At 73.3% G+C, this 16,649-nt stretch carries 15 protein-coding genes, 1 tRNA gene and 1 riboswitch; of the genes, 14 read left to right on the forward strand and 2 right to left on the reverse strand.

Translation table 11 applies throughout. The features are described 5' to 3' along the window. The first annotated feature begins 22 nt into the window (after positions 1-22). The 5 genes from ACIPUC_RS17015 to ACIPUC_RS17035 all read left to right on the forward strand — a co-directional run bounded on the left by ACIPUC_RS17015 (position 23) and on the right by ACIPUC_RS17035 (position 6,509). On the forward strand, positions 23-1,123 hold the full coding sequence (locus tag ACIPUC_RS17015) for a polyprenyl synthetase family protein (protein ID WP_446590188.1): 1,101 nt from the start codon (positions 23-25) through the stop codon (positions 1,121-1,123). A 127-nt stretch (positions 1,124-1,250) separates the two neighbouring features. Then, on the forward strand, positions 1,251-3,389 hold the full coding sequence (gene shc, locus ACIPUC_RS17020) for a squalene--hopene cyclase (RefSeq protein WP_446590189.1): 2,139 nt from the start codon (positions 1,251-1,253) through the stop codon (positions 3,387-3,389). Further along, the gene (locus ACIPUC_RS17025) at positions 3,389-4,051 is read left to right on the forward strand and encodes a phosphorylase family protein (RefSeq protein ID WP_446590191.1); all 663 of its coding nucleotides are present in this window, start codon (positions 3,389-3,391) and stop codon (positions 4,049-4,051) included. Before shc ends, ACIPUC_RS17025 begins: the two co-directional genes overlap by 1 nt. A 5-nt stretch (positions 4,052-4,056) precedes the next feature. Then, positions 4,057-5,097 carry an adenosyl-hopene transferase HpnH gene (hpnH, locus tag ACIPUC_RS17030; RefSeq protein ID WP_446590193.1) on the forward strand — a complete coding sequence of 347 codons (1,041 nt, stop codon included), beginning with the start codon at positions 4,057-4,059 and terminating at the stop codon, positions 5,095-5,097. Beyond that, positions 5,094-6,509, forward strand: a complete 1,416-nt coding sequence (locus ACIPUC_RS17035; protein ID WP_446590195.1) for an aspartate aminotransferase family protein — start codon at positions 5,094-5,096, stop codon at positions 6,507-6,509. The genes hpnH and ACIPUC_RS17035 overlap by 4 nt, the downstream gene beginning before the upstream one ends. An 84-nt stretch (positions 6,510-6,593) precedes the next feature. Here ACIPUC_RS17035 and ACIPUC_RS17040 read toward each other — a convergent pair whose 3' ends face one another. Next, positions 6,594-7,385: a tyrosine-protein phosphatase gene (locus ACIPUC_RS17040; RefSeq protein WP_446590196.1), complete on the reverse strand. Its 792-nt coding sequence runs from the start codon at positions 7,383-7,385 to the stop codon at positions 6,594-6,596. A gap of 315 nt (positions 7,386-7,700) precedes the next feature. Then, positions 7,701-7,877, forward strand: a riboswitch (cyclic di-AMP (ydaO/yuaA leader). Between the two features lie 2 nt (positions 7,878-7,879). Here ACIPUC_RS17040 and ACIPUC_RS17045 point away from each other — a divergent pair. From ACIPUC_RS17045 to ACIPUC_RS17085, 9 genes are all read left to right on the forward strand, one after another. After that, positions 7,880-8,842: a M23 family metallopeptidase gene (locus tag ACIPUC_RS17045; RefSeq protein ID WP_446590197.1), complete on the forward strand. Its 963-nt coding sequence runs from the start codon at positions 7,880-7,882 to the stop codon at positions 8,840-8,842. Between the two features lie 163 nt (positions 8,843-9,005). After that, positions 9,006-9,791: an SGNH/GDSL hydrolase family protein gene (locus tag ACIPUC_RS17050; protein ID WP_446590198.1), complete on the forward strand. Its 786-nt coding sequence runs from the start codon at positions 9,006-9,008 to the stop codon at positions 9,789-9,791. Between the two features lie 112 nt (positions 9,792-9,903). Further along, positions 9,904-11,112 carry an MBL fold metallo-hydrolase gene (locus ACIPUC_RS17055; protein ID WP_446590199.1) on the forward strand — a complete coding sequence of 403 codons (1,209 nt, stop codon included), beginning with the start codon at positions 9,904-9,906 and terminating at the stop codon, positions 11,110-11,112. A 315-nt stretch (positions 11,113-11,427) separates the two neighbouring features. Next, entirely contained in the window at positions 11,428-13,998 is a 2,571-nt protein-coding gene (locus ACIPUC_RS17060) for an ATP-binding protein (RefSeq protein WP_446590201.1), read from the forward strand. A 35-nt stretch (positions 13,999-14,033) separates the two neighbouring features. Beyond that, positions 14,034-14,468, forward strand: coding sequence for a roadblock/LC7 domain-containing protein (locus ACIPUC_RS17065; RefSeq protein ID WP_446590454.1), 435 nt, complete (start codon positions 14,034-14,036; stop codon positions 14,466-14,468). Next, entirely contained in the window at positions 14,465-14,893 is a 429-nt protein-coding gene (locus ACIPUC_RS17070; protein ID WP_446590203.1) for a DUF742 domain-containing protein, read from the forward strand. Before ACIPUC_RS17065 ends, ACIPUC_RS17070 begins: the two co-directional genes overlap by 4 nt. After that, the gene (locus ACIPUC_RS17075; RefSeq protein WP_446590205.1) at positions 14,871-15,500 is read left to right on the forward strand and encodes a GTP-binding protein; all 630 of its coding nucleotides are present in this window, start codon (positions 14,871-14,873) and stop codon (positions 15,498-15,500) included. Before ACIPUC_RS17070 ends, ACIPUC_RS17075 begins: the two co-directional genes overlap by 23 nt. After that, entirely contained in the window at positions 15,497-16,048 is a 552-nt protein-coding gene (locus tag ACIPUC_RS17080) for a GAF domain-containing protein (RefSeq protein WP_446590206.1), read from the forward strand. Before ACIPUC_RS17075 ends, ACIPUC_RS17080 begins: the two co-directional genes overlap by 4 nt. Before the next feature lie 94 nt (positions 16,049-16,142). Further along, positions 16,143-16,517, forward strand: a complete 375-nt coding sequence (locus ACIPUC_RS17085; protein WP_446590208.1) for an MmcQ/YjbR family DNA-binding protein — start codon at positions 16,143-16,145, stop codon at positions 16,515-16,517. 39 nt (positions 16,518-16,556) lie between these two features. On the opposite strand, the gene ACIPUC_RS17090 is transcribed toward ACIPUC_RS17085, so the two are convergent. After that, positions 16,557-16,630, reverse strand: a tRNA-OTHER gene (locus ACIPUC_RS17090). Positions 16,631-16,649: the final 19 nt, after the last annotated feature.

The raw sequence follows: 16,649 nt of genomic DNA on the forward strand, positions 1-16,649 counted from the left end.
TACAGGAACAAGAGGAGAGCCAGTGAACCCGGGGAATCCGGCTGTCGAGAACACGGATGCCAGTGTGGGCACCGCCGGAGCGGGCGTGGAGAAGGCGGACACGGTCGCCCTTCTGGAGCGCGGCCGTACGCTGTCGACCCCCGCGCTCCGGGCCGCCGTGGACCGCCTCGCCGCGCCCATGGACACCGTCGCCGCCTACCACTTCGGCTGGATCGACGCCCAGGGCAACCCCGCGGACGGCGACAGCGGCAAGGCCGTCCGGCCCGCCCTCGCGCTGCTCTCCGCCGAGGCCGCGGGAGCCGCCGCCGAAGTCGGCATCCCGGGCGCCGTCGCCGTCGAGCTCGTGCACAACTTCTCGCTGCTGCACGACGACCTGATGGACGGCGACGAGCAGCGCCGCCACCGCGACACGGTATGGAAGGTGCACGGGCCGGCCCTGGCGATCCTCGTGGGCGACGCGCTCTTCGCCCTCGCCAACGAGGTTCTGCTGGAGCTCGGCACCGTCGAGGCGGGCCGCGCGGCGCGCCGGCTCACCACCGCCAGCCGCAAGCTCATCGACGGCCAGGCCCAGGACATCTCCTACGAGCACCGCGAGCGCGTCAGCGTCGAGGAGTGCCTGGAGATGGAGGGCAACAAGACGGGCGCGCTGATCGCCTGCGCGGTCTCCATCGGCGCGGTGCTCGGCGGCGCCGACGACCGTACGGCCGACAAGCTCGAGGAGTACGGCTACCACCTGGGCCTCGCCTTCCAGGCCGTGGACGACCTGCTCGGCATCTGGGGGGACCCGGAGACCACCGGCAAGCAGACCTGGAGCGACCTGCGCCAGCGCAAGAAGTCCCTGCCGGTGGTCGCCGCCCTCGCGGCCCAGGGGCCCGCCGCCGAGGAACTCGCCCAGCTGCTCGCGGCCGATGCCAAGAGCAACGACTTCGAGAACTTCTCGGAGGAGGAGTTCGCGGCCCGCGCGGCGCTCATCGAGGCGGCCGGCGGACGCCAGTGGACCGCCGACGAGGCGCGCCGCCAGCACGCGGTCGCGATCAAGGCCCTGGACGACGTGGACATGCCGCAGCAGGTGCGCGACCAGCTGGTGGCCCTCGCCGACTTCGTCGTCGTGCGCAAGAGGTGAACGCCGCCCGGAAGCGGATATGACTCGCGAGTCGCCGGCCGACGCCGCCGCCCCCGACTGAGGGCGCGCGCGTCGGCCGACGGCAGACCCCAGCACAGCAGAGGACAGACTGCACGAAGGGGAAGCCATGACAGCGACGACCGACGGCAGCGCGGAGAGCGCTGGCGCTGGCAGCGAAACCACCCCGGGCGGTCCGGGCCCGGGCCCGTCCGGGCCCGAACGGACCCGCCCGGTGGCCCAGTACGGCCCGATGGGCGGGACAGCGGGGGTCGGCGGCGCCCGGCCGGCCCGCCCGAGGGCCGAGCCGGACATCGGCCGCGGCGGGGTCCGTGCCGCCACCGCGGACCCGCCCGAAACGCCGGACGGCAACCGGTTGCGGGAGGTGCACGAGGCCGCCGCGCGGGCGACCCGCAACCTGCTGGCGCGGCAGGACGCCGAGGGGTGGTGGAAGGGCGACCTGGAGACCAACGTCACCATGGACGCCGAGGACTTGCTGCTGCGGCAGTTCCTCGGGATCCGGGACGAGGCCACCACCCGCGCCGCCGCCCTCTTCATCCGCGGCGAACAGCGGGACGACGGCACCTGGGCCACCTTCCACGGCGGACCGCCCGAACTCTCCGCCACCATCGAGGCGTACGTGGCCCTGCGCCTGGCCGGTGACGCGCCGGACGCCCCGCACATGGCCCGCGCGTCGGCCTGGATCCGGGCCCACGGCGGGATCGCCGCCGCCCGGGTCTTCACCCGCATCTGGCTGGCCCTCTTCGGCTGGTGGAAGTGGGACCACCTGCCCGAACTCCCGCCCGAGCTGGTGTTCCTGCCCCCCTGGGTGCCGCTGAACATCTACGACTTCGGCTGCTGGGCCCGCCAGACCATCGTCCCCCTCACGATCGTCTCCGCGCTGCGCCCGGTCCGCCCGGCCCCCTTCGCCCTCGACGAGCTGCACACCGACGCCCGGGTGCCCAACCCCGCCAAGCGGCCCGCCCCGCTCGTCAGTTGGGACGGCGCCTTCCAGCGGATGGACAAGGCCCTGCACGTCTACCGGCGGTTCGCCCCGCGCCGGCTGCGCAAGGCCGCCATGGCCGCCGCATCCCGCTGGATCGTCGAACGCCAGGAGAACGACGGCTGCTGGGGCGGCATCCAGCCGCCCGCCGTGTACTCGGTCATCGCCCTGCACCTGCTCGGCTACGACCTCGGGCACCCGGTGATGCGCGCCGGACTGGAATCCCTCGACCGGTTCGCGGTGTGGCGCGAGGACGGCGCCCGGATGATCGAGGCCTGCCAGTCCCCGGTCTGGGACACCTGCCTCGCCGCGATCGCCCTGGCCGACGCGGGCCTGCGCCCCGATCACCCGGCGCTGGTCAAGGCGGCCGACTGGATGCTCGGCGAGGAGATCGCACGCTCCGGGGACTGGGCGGTACGGCGGCCCGGACTCGCCCCCGGCGGCTGGGCGTTCGAGTTCCACAACGACACCTACCCCGACATCGACGACACCGCCGAGGTCGTCCTCGCGCTGCGCCGCATCAGGCACCCCGACCCGGCCCGGGTCGAGGCGGCCATCGCCCGCGGGGTGTCCTGGAACCTGGGCATGCAGTCGAAGAACGGCGCGTGGGGCGCCTTCGACGCCGACAACACCAGCCCCTTTCCGAACCGGCTGCCCTTCTGCGACTTCGGCGAGGTCATCGACCCGCCCTCGGCCGACGTCACCGCCCACGTGGTGGAGATGCTCGCCTTCGAGGGCAAGGCGGGTGATGCGCGGACCCGGCGCGGCATCGCCTGGCTGCTCGCGGAACAGGAGCCCGACGGAGCCTGGTTCGGCCGCTGGGGCACCAACTACGTCTACGGCACCGGGTCGGTGGTTCCGGCCCTCACCGCCGCCGGCATCGCTCCGGCGCATCCCGCGATCCGGCGGGCCGTGCGCTGGCTGGAATCCGTACAGAACGAGGACGGCGGCTGGGGCGAGGACCAGCGCTCCTACAAGGACCGGTCATGGGCCGGAAGGGGCGCCTCCACCGCCTCGCAGACGGCGTGGGCGCTGATGGCCCTGCTGTCGGCGGGCGAGCGGGACGGCAAGGCCGTCGAGCGGGGCATCGCCTATCTGGTGCGGACCCAGGAGGCGGACGGCTCCTGGGACGAGCCCTACTTCACGGGTACCGGCTTCCCCTGGGACTTCTCCATCAACTACCACCTGTACCGGCAGGTGTTCCCGCTCACCGCACTCGGCCGCTACCTGCACGGGGAACCGTTCGCGCCCGCCGGGGCATCCTGATGTCCGCCGCCCGGGGGGACAGAGCGGCGCACCCCGTCCCGCTGCTGGTGGCCTGCGCACTGCGCATCGAGCAGACCGCGCTGCGCAGCGCGGGTCGCGGGGACCACGCCCTGCTCCGGACCGGCATGGGCCCGCGCGCCGCCGAGCGGTCCGTCGGCCGGGCGCTGGAGCGGCCGGGCATGGAGCGGGCGGCCGTCCTCGCGACCGGATTCTGCGCGGGGCTGGTTCCCGGCATGCACCCGGGCGACCTGGTGGTCGCCGAGGAGACCCGGGACCCGCACGGGGTGGTCGTCTGTACCGGGACCCTCCTGCTCGCCGAGGCACTGGCCCGGGCCGCCCCCGGCCGGACCGTACACACCGGCGTACTGACCGGATCCGACCACGTCGTCCGCGGCCAGGAGCGTGCGCAGCTGCGCGCCACCGGCGCCGTCGCGGTCGACATGGAGTCCGCGGCCACCCTGTGGGCCGCCACCCGCGGCGAGGGCCGCTCCTCGCAGGACGGACGCCCGGTTGCGGCCGTCCGGGTGATCGTGGACGCTCCGGAGCATGAGCTCGTCCGTATCGGCACGGTCCGCGGTGGAATATCGGCCTTCCGCGTACTGCGTGCCGTACTGCCCGCGTTTTATGACTGGCACCGTTCTTTGCTGCTCCCCAGGAGGTGAGCCAGATGGCCATGCCGCTGCGCCAGACCATCAGGGTCGGGACGTATTTGCTCGAACAGAAGCTCCGCAAGCGTGAGAAGTTCCCGCTGATCGTCGAGCTGGAACCGCTTTACGCCTGCAACCTGGCCTGTGAGGGGTGCGGAAAGATCCAGCATCCGGCCGGGGTGCTCAAGCAGCGCATGCCCGTCGCCCAGGCGGTCGGCGCCGTGCTGGAGTCGGGCGCGCCCATGGTGTCCATCGCGGGCGGTGAGCCCTTGATGCACCCGCAGATCGACGAGATCGTGCGCCAGTTGGTAGCGAAGCGGAAGTATGTATTCCTCTGCACCAACGCGATGCTGCTGCGCAAGAAGATCGAGAAGTTCACCCCGTCCCCGTATTTCGCCTTCGCCGTGCACATCGACGGACTGCGCGAACGGCACGACGAGTCGGTGGCCAAGGAAGGCGTCTTCGACGAGGCCGTCGCGGCCATCAAGGAGGCGAAGAGGCGCGGGTTCCGGGTGACCACCAACTCCACCTTCTTCAACACCGACACCCCGCAGACGATCATCGAGGTGCTCAACTACCTCAATGACGACCTCCAGGTGGACGAGATGATGATCTCGCCCGCCTACGCCTACGAAAAGGCCCCTGACCAGGAGCATTTCCTGGGCGTCGAACAGACCCGGGAACTCTTCAGGAAGGCCTTCGCGGGCGGCAACCGCAGGCGCTGGCGGCTCAACCACTCGCCGCTCTTCCTGGACTTCCTGGAAGGAAAGGCCGATTTCCCCTGCACGGCCTGGGCCATTCCGAATTACTCCCTCTTCGGCTGGCAGCGCCCCTGCTACCTGATGAGCGACGGCTACGTGCCGACGTACCGGGAACTGATCAACGACACCGACTGGAGCAAGTACGGCCGCGGCAAGGACCCGCGCTGCGCGAACTGCATGGCGCACTGCGGTTACGAGCCCACCGCCGTCCTCGCCACCATGGGCTCCCTCAAGGAGTCCCTGCGGGCGGCCCGGGAGACGATCGGCGGGAACCGGGAGTCCTCGCGAGGACCGGCGTGACAGCGCAGCCACGGGACGGGGGCGGCCGGGGCAAGGGCTTCGACCTCGGCGCCCTGCTGGCCGAGCGCGGCGGGGAGCGGTACGAGCTGCACGCCAGGCACCTCAACCACCAACTGCCGCGGATGCTGCACACCATCGGCTTCGACAAGGTCTACGAGCGGGCCGAGGGAGCCCATTTCTGGGACGCCGAGGGCAACGACTACCTCGACATGCTGGCCGGGTTCGGCGTCATGGGCCTGGGCCGGCACCACCCGGTGGTCCGCCGCGCCCTGCACGACGTCCTGGACGCCCAGCTCGCCGACCTCACCCGCTTCGACTGCCAGCCGCTGCCCGGGCTGCTGGCCGAGAAGCTGCTCTCGTACAGCCCGCACCTGGACCGCGTCTTCTTCGGCAACAGCGGCACCGAGGCGGTGGAGACGGCCCTGAAGTTCGCCCGGTACGCCACCGGACGGCCCAGGATCCTCTACTGCGACCACGCCTTCCACGGGCTCACGGCCGGCTCGCTCTCGGTGAACGGGGAGGACGGCTTCCGGGACGGCTTCGCACCGCTGCTGCCCGACACGAAGATCCCCCTCGGGGATCTGGGCGCCCTGGAGCGGGAACTCCGCAAGGGGGACGTGGCGGCCTTCGTCGTCGAGCCGATCCAGGGCAAGGGGGTGCTCGCCGCCCCGCCCGGGTTCCTGCCCGCCGCGCAGGAACTGCTGCGCCGCCACAAGGCGCTGCTGATCGCGGACGAGGTGCAGACCGGCCTGGGACGGACCGGGGACTTCTACGCGTACCAGCATGAGCCGGGCGTGGAGCCGGACCTGGTGTGCGTGGCCAAGGCGCTCTCGGGCGGCTACGTGCCGGTCGGCGCGACCCTGGGCAAGGACTGGATCTTCAGACGGGTCTACTCGTCCATGGACCGGGTCCTCGTGCACTCCGCGAGCTTCGGCTCCAACGCCCAGGCGATGGCGGCCGGGCTGGCCGTGCTGTCGGTCATGGAGGACGAGGAGGTCGTCGCCAATGCCCGGGCCACGGGCGATCTGCTGCGCGGGCGGCTCGCGGCCCTGGTGGACGAGTACGAGCTGCTGCACGAGGTGCGCGGGCGCGGGCTGATGATCGGCATCGAGTTCGGCCGGCCGTCCTCGCTGGGGCTGCGCAGCCGGTGGGCCGTGCTCCAGGCGGCCCGCAAGGGGCTCTTCGCGCAGATGGTCGTGGTGCCGCTGCTGCAGAAGCACCGGATCCTCACCCAGGTGTCCGGAGACCACCTGGAAGTGATCAAGCTCATCCCGCCGCTGATCGTGGACGAGCGGGACGTCGACCGGTTCGTCGGCGCCTTCCGCGAGGTCATGGACGAGGCGCACGGCGGCTCGGGGCTGATGTGGGAGTTCGGCAGGACCCTGGTGAAGCAGGCCGTCGGCAACCGGTGACGGCCTGCCGGGTCACTGCGGCACCAAGCGGTCTCTGGGAAGCGGGCGCGGAGACGTGCCCCGCTTCCCGGGGACCGCTCGGCCTCAGTCGAGCAGCTGCCCGCGCAGGCGGTCGAGGGCCTGGGGGGTGAGCCCGAGGCCCTGCGCCAGGTAGCGGTCCACTCCGCCCCAGGCCTCGTCGATGGTGTCGAAGGCCGCGGTCAGGTACTCGGCGCGGGCGTCGAAGAGCGGGGCGAGGAGCTCCATCACCTCGGGGGAGCGGGCCTCCTGCGCCTGGCTGCTGCGGCGCACCCGGTAGCGGCGGTGCGGGGCGTTCGACTCCAGGTAGTCCACCACGATCGCCTCGCGCTCGACGCCCAGCGCCAGCAGGACGACGGCGATCGACAGGCCCGCCCGGTCCTTGCCGGCCGCGCAGTGCAGCAGGGCGGGGACGCTGTCCTCGGCGAGGGCGTGCACCAGCCGGCTGTGCTCGGCGGTGCGGTGCCGGATGATCGTGCGGTACGACTGCGACATCCGGGCCGCGGCCTTGCCGTCGCCCAGGATCGAGCGGAGCTGGTCGAGGCCGCCGTCGCGGACCAACTTCCAGAACTCCCGGCCGTCGGCCGGGTCCGAGAGCGGGATGTTGACGTTCCGCACGCCGGGCAGTTCGACGTCCGGCCCCTCCAGGGCGTGGTCGGCGCCGTTGCGGAAGTCGAAGACGGTGTGGAGCCCGAGTGATGCGAGGAACTCTGCATCGGTTTCGGTGGCATGTGCCAGATGTCCGCTTCGGAACAGTCGTCCCGGCCTGACCTGTCGTCCGTCAGAAGTCGGCAATCCGCCCACATCGCGGAAATTGCGCACTCCGGACAGTTCCGGCTCCTGTATCCGCTGGGTCAAAGGAACTCCTCCGGTTCGTGGTGGGACATCTGTCCGAATTGAGCTGGTTGGCTCCAACTTGCCATATCCGGCGGCGAGATCGGACGCGGCCCCGTGAGCCAGATCATACGGTGACCGTGAGTGCCTGATCGCGAAAGCCGAATGGCCCGGCCGGGGCGGTTGTTGACGGCGTGGAATGGACAGAGGGTGACCGGAATTCCGTCGGACCCTCATCCCGGTGATTCCTTTGGGGAATTCATGGCTTGTTCCCTACGGCCTGACTCGATTACCTTCGCGATCGATCCGGGTGGACCGCCTAATCCTGCCGCCTCCCGGAAACCGCACCCGACTATTCACGCGCGCGGCAGGAGCGGGGGAACCAGGTAAGCCGCTGTTCCGGATCTTTCCTCCGGAACGGCTAGGGGTGAAGTCGTATATGTTCCGTTCATGTACGGCCGGACATCTCCAGTCCGAACCCGACAGCTCACCTCGCAGGCGACGGAGAGGAATTCGCCATGCCTGCAAAGGGTAAGCACCGCCGTCCCAAGTCCCGTTCGCTTTCCCGTGGTCTCGCCGTCGCCGGCACCGGTGGTGCGGCTCTCGCGCTGCCCCTGATGGGTGCCGCCGGCGCCGGCGCGGCCACCGCTCCGGCCGCCGCTCCGGCCACGGCCCCCGCCGTGGCCCCGCAGCTCCCGCTCTCGCTCCAGGCCGCTCCCGCCGCCGTGGAGGCCGCGCCGACCGTGTACACGGTCGTGCCCGGCGACTACCTCTCCAAGATCGCCGCGGAGCGCCACCTCGACGGCGGCTGGGAGCGGCTGTACGCCGACAACCGCGAGGCCGTCGGCACCAACCCCTCCCTGATCCACCCGGGCCTGAAGCTGACCCTCGGCGCGAAGGCCAAGGCGGCCCCGGCCCCCGCCCCGGCTCCGGCTCCGGCCGAGCGGTCCTCGACCGGTTCTCCCTCCGCCGGCGAGGGCTCCTCCGGCGAACAGGACGCCCCGGCCCCCGCCCCGCAGCCGAAGCAGAAGCCGCAGAGCAGCGGCTCCTCCACCGAGGCGAAGGCTCCCAGCGGCGCCGGATTCGTGGCCCCGGTCAGCGGTGGGATCTCCACCCAGTACAAGGTCGCGGGCGCCATGTGGTCCTCGGGTTACCACACCGGCGTCGACTTCATCGCCAGCTCCGGCACCACGGTCAAGGCCGTCGGCGCGGGCACCGTGGTCTCGGCCGGCTGGGCCGGCGCGTACGGCAACGAGGTCATCGTCAGGCACGCGGACGGCAACTACTCGCAGTACGCCCACCTCTCCTCGCTGTCGGTCTCGGTGGGCCAGAGCGTCACCGCCGGCCAGCGCCTCGGCCTCTCCGGCTCCACCGGCAACTCCACCGGCCCGCACCTCCACTTCGAGATCCGCACGACCCAGTCCTACGGCTCGGACATCAGCCCGGTGAACTACCTCCGCTCGAAGGGCGTCACCATCTGACGGCAGCCGCCGTCGGAGCGCGAACACACGTCAGGCCGGGGCCCGAGGGGGGTCCCGGCCTGGCGTGTACTTATTCCTTATCCCTCGCGTGGTATAGATCACGGTCCGTCAACCCCTGCTTACGTTGGCGTAGGTCGTGTGCGCGGGTGAAGGATGTCGCTTTGTGGCAGCGACGACGACGACACTCAAGACCATCGGCTCGTACGCGGCGATCGGGGACAGCTTCACCGAGGGCGTGGGGGACCCGGGACCCGGGGATTCTTATCTCGGCTGGGCGGACCGGCTCGCCGTGCTCCTGGCCGACCAGCGTGACGAACACGACTTCCGGTACGCGAACCTGGCCGTGCGCGGCCGGCTCCTCGACCAGATCGTGGCCGAGCAGGTCCCGCGGGCCAAGGAGCTCGCCCCGGACCTCGTGACCTTCTGCGCGGGGGGCAACGACATCATCCGGCCCGGCACCGACCCCGACGACGTGGCGGAGCGGTTCGAGGCCGCCGTCGCCGACCTCACCGGGGCCGTCGGCCTGGTCATGATCACCACCGGCTTCGACACCCGGGGCGTGCCCGTCCTCAAGCACCTCCGCGGCAAGGTGGCGACGTACAGCGCGCACGTGCGCGCCATCGCCGACCGCTACGACTGCCCGGTGCTCGACCTCTGGTCGCTGAAGTCCGTACAGGACCGGCGGGCCTGGGACGCCGACCGGCTGCACCTGTCGCCCGAGGGGCACACGCGGGTGGCGCTGCGCGCGGCGCAGGTGCTCGGACTGGAGGTGCCCGCCGACCCCGACCAGCCGTGGCCCCCGCAGCGGCCGCGCGGCTCGGTGGACGTGACCCGGGACAACATCCAGTGGGCCCGCGAGCACCTGGTGCCCTGGATCGGGCGGCGGCTGCGCGGAGAGTCCTCCGGCGACCACGTCGAGGCGAAGCGGCCGGACCTGCTGCCGCTGTAACGGGCGCCGCAGAGGGGGGACGAGGGCCGCAAGCGGAATCCTTGGGGGCATGTGCGCGTTGGGAAGGTCGTAGACCGACGACCGTCCCGACCCCATCCTCCCAGGAGGCGCCTTGACCGGCTCCCGTCCCCCGCGTCCCCTGCGTCCGCGGCTGCGTGCCCTGCGGCCCGAAGCCTTCGGCGCGGACCCGTCCGGCAAGCGGCTGGAGCGGATCCACCGCTCGCCGAACTTCGCCGACGGCGTCTTCCAGAACCCGCTCGGGGCCCGGACCAGGCCCTCGGGGTCGATGGCGGAGTTCGCCAAGATCTACTTCCACCGGGAGCAGCGGGTGCGGCGCACCCCCGGCGCGCCGATCCCCGTGTACCCGACGACCCTCGCGGAGCTGGCCAAGCCGCCCGCGAGCGGACTGCGGATCACCTGGATGGGGCACTCCAGCGTGCTGGCGGAGATCGACGGGCGACGCGTGCTGTTCGATCCGGTGTGGGGCGAGCGGTGCTCGCCCTTCCCGTTCGCCGGGCCCAAGCGGCTGCACCCCGTACCCGTGCCGCTGGCCTCGCTGGGCCCGGTCGACGTCGTGGTGATCTCGCACGACCACTACGACCACCTCGACCTGCCGACGATCAAGCAGCTGGCCGGTACGGACACGGTGTTCGCCGTCCCGCTGGGCGTCGGTGCGCACCTGGAGCGCTGGGGCGTGCCGGCCGACCGGCTGCGCGAGCTGGACTGGAACGAGAGCACCAAGATCGCCGGGCTCTCGCTCACCGCGACGCCCGCCCGGCACTTCTGCGGCCGCGGGCTGCGCAACCAGCAGCACACCCTGTGGGCCTCCTGGGTGGTCGCCGGGGACGAGCACCGCATCTACCACAGCGGGGACACCGGCTACTTCCCCGGATTCAAGGAGATCGGCGCCGAGCACGGGCCCTTCGACGCCACGATGATCCAGATCGGCGCGTACTCGGAGTACTGGCCCGACATCCACATGACGCCCGAAGAGGGCATGCGCGCCCACCTCGACCTCCAGGGCGGCACGCCGCACGGCACGATGCTGCCGATCCACTGGGGCACCTTCAACCTGGCCCCCCACCCGTGGGACGAGCCGGGCGAGGGAACCCTCACCGCTGCGGCGGGCGCCGGAGCCGCGATCGCCCTGCCGATCCCGGGCCAGCCCTTCGAGCCGGGCGCCGCCGGCCTTCCGGACCAGCCGTGGTGGCGGCCGTTCGTGGTGGGCGGCCACGCCGCGGCCGAAGTGTCCGTCGCGGCGGTGACCGCCGGCCGGGCGGCGGGCGTGATCCGCGAGGAGCCGGAGGCCGTCGGCTCCTGACGGCCGGTCGGCCGGACGGACGGCCGCCTGCCGCCGGGCGGGCCCGCAGCCCGGGGGCCGGGCGGCCGCGGCGGGTCCGGGGCAGGGGGCGGCGCCCCGGCTCTCGGGGGCGCGCGGTCGGCGGGGCATTCGCCGGAAGGCGACCCGGGAGATTCGGGCGGCTGTACGAGCGCTCCACCGGGAGCGGGAAGCACCCCCGGGAACTTCGCCAACTGGGCGTCCGGGGCGGGACGGTGCGGTCTAGCGTGGGTATCCGGTGATCAACACCGGGCCCCGGGATCGCTGGGGGCCGGGCCCCACGTACCGAGGACGCCGATGTCCGGACTCCGCGCCGCCCGCCACGCCCCGTCGAGACACGCCGTCACCGGGCCGGGTCGGCAGATACGCCCCCAGCTGGTCCGCGCCGCCGTCCTGCCCACGCTCGCCGCCGGGCTCAGCGGCGCCGCCGCGGTCATCTTCACCCTCCAGCTCGGCGGAGGAGCCGGGGACCGGGACGCCCGGCTCTGGCCGGTGCTCACCGGCTGCGCCCTGCTCGTCCTCGGGGCCCTCGCCGCGGCGCTGCTCGGCGCGCAGCGCGCCGCCAAGGCCGTACGGGACCGGTGCGAGGCGCTGCGCCGCTCCAGCGTGCGCGGCCGCCAGGAGCTGCGCGGCGTCGCCGACCGGCTGGAGCGCGGCGAGGCTCCGCCCCGTCCGGTGCGGGGCGGCCCGACCGGGCCGCCGGCCGGCGTCGACCCGGCGGTGGTGGACGAGTTCTGGCTGCTGTCGCAAGAGCTGCGCGGGGCCCGTGAACAGGCCCACGCGACGCTCGTACGGCTTGCGGGACCGGCCGCTCCGTCCGACAGCGAGCGGAAGGTCGAGGTCTTCGTCAACCTCGCGCGCCGTCTGCAGTCCCTCGTCCACCGCGAGATCTCGCTGCTGGACGAGCTGGAGGACACGGTCGAGGACCCGGACCTGCTCAAGGAGCTCTTCCACGTCGACCACCTCGCGACCCGTATCCGCCGCCACGCGGAGAACCTCGCCGTGCTCGGCGGCGCGGCCTCGCGGCGCCAGTGGACGCGGCCGATCGACCTGAGCGAGGTGCTCCGCTCCTCGGTCGCGGAGGTCGAGCAGTACACGCGGGTCAAGGTCGTGCCGCCGGCGGGCGGCAGCGTGCGCGGCCATGCCGTCGCCGATGTGGTGCACCTGCTGGCCGAACTGGTCGAGAACGCCACGGTGTTCTCCGCCCCCGACACGGATGTGGTGCTGCGCGCCGAACGGGTCACCGCCGGGATCGCGGTCGAGGTGGAGGACCGCGGGCTGGGCATGCCGGCGGAGGAACAGCACCGGATGAACGCCCTGCTGGGCGACCCCGACCAGATCAGCGTCCGGAACCTGCTCGCGGACGGGCGGATCGGGCTGTTCGTCGTGTCGGCGCTGGCGCGGCGGCACGGGATCGCCGTCGAGCTCAAGTCCAACATCTACGGCGGAGTGCTCGCCGTACTGGTCCTACCGCAGGAGCTGCTGGGCGCGGAGGCGCCGAGCGCCGCCGATGCGGCGGGTGGCTCCCGGGCCACCTCCTGGGGCACCGGGCGCGCGGCTCCGATGCCGCCGCCCCTGGAGCCCGTGCGCGCAACCCCGCCGCGCCCGCAACCGCGCGACCCGCTGCCGGAGCGCGAGCGCGAGCGGGAGCCGTGGCCGGGGGCCGCTCCGACGGCCCCGGCGGGCCCCGCGCACGGGCCTGCACCCGTTCAGGGCGCCGGTGGCGCCGGTGCGGCAGCCCCGGCGGGGTCCGGTCGTGGGCCGGCGACCGGACAGGCATCTGAGCCCGGGCCGGGGGCCGTTGCGTGGGACGGGCCGGCAGCCCCGGCCGGACCGGCGCCGGGTCTCGGGCTTGACTCCGGGAACGGGCCTGCGCCCGGGACGGGACATGGCCTCGAGCCCGGGCAGGCGTCCCTGCCCGGGCAGGCGTCTGCGTTCGGGCCGGGGGCCGCGTTAGGGCAGGAGTCTGCGCCCGGGCAGGTGTCCGCGCCCGGACCGGGGGCCGTTGCGGGGGACGGGTCGGCAGCCCTGGACGGGCCAGCGTCGGGTCTCGAGTTCGTGTCCGAACACGCGTCTGTGCCCGGGCCGGGACACCGGCCGGCGCCGGGTCATGGGTTCGGGGACGGGCCGGGGGCCGAAGCCGTTGCCGGGCCCGGACAGCGGCCGGCGAGCGCGGCCGTGCACGTGCCCGGGCCCCGATCCGGAGACGAGACCGAGTCGTGGCCCGAGTGGGGGTCCGCGCCCGTATCCGCAGCCCCGGCACCGGCCGGGGGTGAAGCGCAGCTAGGGCAGGCCGTGCCGCAGCCGTGGGCCGCCGCGTCCGCATCCGCAGCCGTTGGCGCGGCCCCAGCCGGGACCCGCACTCGGCCCGCGGCCGAAGCCCAGCCCGTGCCGCGGCCCGATGCCGGGCCCGGGCCCGCGCCCGCGGCCGTCACCGTGGCCCCCGCCCCGGCCGAGGCACCGGCACCAACCCCGGTCGGGAGCGGCACGTGGCCCGGGGCAGAAGCGCAGCGGCCGTCCGCGCCCGAGCCGTGGCCCGTGCCCGCAGCCGGGACCGGCACGCCGGCCCGGGCCGAAGTCCAGCCCTGGTCGTGGGCCGAGCCCGGGCGGGCGCCCGCAACGGCAGCGCCGGCCGGGAGCGGCAGCCGGGCCGTCCCCGCAGCACAGCCTGTGCCGGAGGGGCCCGCGGCAGCGGAAGCGCGGCCGCCGTTGCCGCGGCGGCGGGCCCAGCAGCACCTTGCGCCCCAGCTGCGCGAGGCGCCCGCTCCGCGACGGGCCGCGGATCCCGAGCAGCCCGTACACGACCCCGGCCTGATGGCCGCCTTCCAACGGGGCTTCGGCCTCGCCCAGTCGGAGAACCAGGTATGACCCCGACCCCTCACCTCAGCAAGGAGCGCACCCCCATGGGCGGCGAAGTGGCAACGAAGACCGGCAGCCGGCTCTCGGACCTCGACTGGCTGCTCAGCGGCCTGGTGCAACGCGTGCCGTACACCCGCAGCGCCGTCCTGCTCACCGCCGACGGCCTCGTGACCTGCGTGCACGGCCTGGACGCGGACAGCGCCGACCACATGGCGGCGCTGGCGTCCGGGCTGTACTCGCTGGGCCGCAGCGCCGGCGCGCGCTTCGGGGACGGCGCCGAGGTCCGCCAGGTCGTCGTCGAGCTCGACACCGCACTCGTCTTCGTGTCGGCCGCCGGCTCCGGTACCTGCCTGGCCGTCCTCGCCGACCGCGAGGCCGACGCCGGCGTGCTCGGCTACGAGATGGCGATGCTGGTCAAGAGCGTACGACCGTACCTGGCGGCCCCGCCGCGGCGGCCCGTCGCCGACCCGGAGCGATGAGGACCCGCGCGACGGGGGCGTCCGCGAAGGGGGCGTACGCCACGGGGCGGGACACCCCCTGGCTCGACGACTCGGCGGGCCGGGTGATGCGCCCGTACACCGCCAGCGGCGGGCGGACCCGGCCCGGTGTCGCACTCGACCTGCTCTCGCTGATGACCGCGACCGGCGTGCGGCCGCGCGTACCGCTGGGGGCGGAGCACACGCTCGCCCTCCGGCTGTGCGCGGGCGCCGCGGCGGTCACGGTCGCCGAGGTCGCCGGCCAACTGCGGCTGCCCGCTGTGGTGGTGAAGGTGCTCCTGTCCGATCTGATGGAATACGGGGCCGTCATGGCGCAGGCCCCGCGGTTCCCGGGCGGCAGGTCCTTCGCCGCCGATGACCAGTCCCTGCTCCGGGCGGTGCTCGATGGCCTCCACAAACGCTTGTGACGCGCCCGCCCCGGGGTTCGCGCCCGCGACGCTGAAGATCCTCGTCGCGGGCGGTTTCGGGGCGGGCAAGACCACCTTCGTGAGCGCGGTGAGCGAGATCGAACCGCTGAGCACGGAGGAGCTGCTGAGCGACCTCAGCGAGACCGCGGACCCGCTGGACGGCGTCGAGGCGAAGAGCACGACGACCGTCGCGCTGGACTTCGGCCGCATCACGCTCGACCAGCGGCACGTGCTCTACCTCTTCGGGACGCCCGGGCAGCACCGCTTCTGGTTCCTGTGGGAGGAGTTGTGCGCCGGCGCGCTCGGGGCGGTGGTGCTCGCCGACACCCGCCGCCTCGCCGACTGCTTCCCCGCCGTGGACTTCTTCGAGCGGCGCGGGATCGGCTTCATCGTCGCCGTCAACGAGTTCGACGGCGGTCACCGCTACGGGCCCGACGAGGTCCGCGAAGCGGTCGGGCTGGGGCCCGAGGTGCCCGTCGTACGGTGCGACGCGCGCCTGACCAGCTCCGGGACGGGGACGCTGGCCGCCCTCGTCCGCCATCTCCTGTGCACGGCCACAGGGGCCACCGTCAGATCTTCGTCTTCGGAGTCGGGGGAACCGTCATGACGTACTACGAATCGACCGGACACCTGCTGCTCACGCCCGTGGACCGGGAGGCGCCCGCGCGCGTCGTCCGGCTGCGGGAGCTGGGCCTGGGCGAGCGGGCGGACCCCGCGCTGGACGCCTTCGCCCGGCGGGTCGCGGATGTGCTGGCCGCGCCGTACGCGGGGGTCAACTTCATCGGCGAGGAACGGCAGTTCTTCGCCGGGCTGCACCACGCCGCCGAGGCGCCGGCGAGCGACTACCCGGCGCGGGTGCTGGCCCGCGACCACGGCTACTGCCCGCACGTGGTGGTGCGGCGCCGGGCGCTGGTGCTGGAGGACGTACGGGACTTCGCGCGCTTCGCGGGCAACGCGGTGGTGGACGAGAGCGGGGTGCGCTCGTACGTGGGCGCGCCGCTGACGGACCGGCACGGGACCGTCCTGGGCACCGTGTGCGCGGTGGACGTGGTGCCGCGCCGGTGGGGCACGGAGGGCCTCGCCACGGTGAAGTCGCTGGCGGCGGAGCTGGTGGAACTGCTCCACGCCCGGGAGGACCGGCGGCGGACGGCGTAGCACGGCTCTTCCCCCAGCGGAGCCCGGAGCCCGGCTCGGCGGGCGCGGGGCGCGGGGCGCGGCGGATGTCAGTGGCGGGGTCTACGGTCGTGGCATGGGTACCACCGCGCAGGACGTCCGTACGATCGCGCTCTCGCTCCCGGACAGCAGCGAGAAACCGGCCTGGGGCATGCCGACCTTCCGGGTGGGCGGAAAGATCTTCGCCGCACTGGCCGATGACGACACCTCGATCGGGATCAAGTGCCCCAAGGAGGAGCGGGCCGAGCTGATCGCGGCGGAGCCGGAGAAGTTCTTCGTACGCGAGGGCCACGACGACAACTACGCCTGGCTGCGGGTCCGGCTGGGGGCGGTGGAGGACCGGGCGGAACTGCGCTCGATCCTGATCGACTCCTGGCTCCAGGCGGCCCCGAAGCGGCTGGCGGCAGCCCATCCGGAACTCGGCGACGGCGGCGCGGGCGGCGGGGGCTGAGCGCGGCGCGGCGGCACGGAGACCGTGCCGCCGCCGCGATGGCGAGGACAGGATTCGAACCTGCGTCCACCCGGAGAATCGAGCCGGGCGCTCCTCCGCAGAGCTTCCTCGCCGGGTCCGATCCTCGCGGGA

The organism is Streptomyces sp. LARHCF249, from assembly GCF_052871255.1.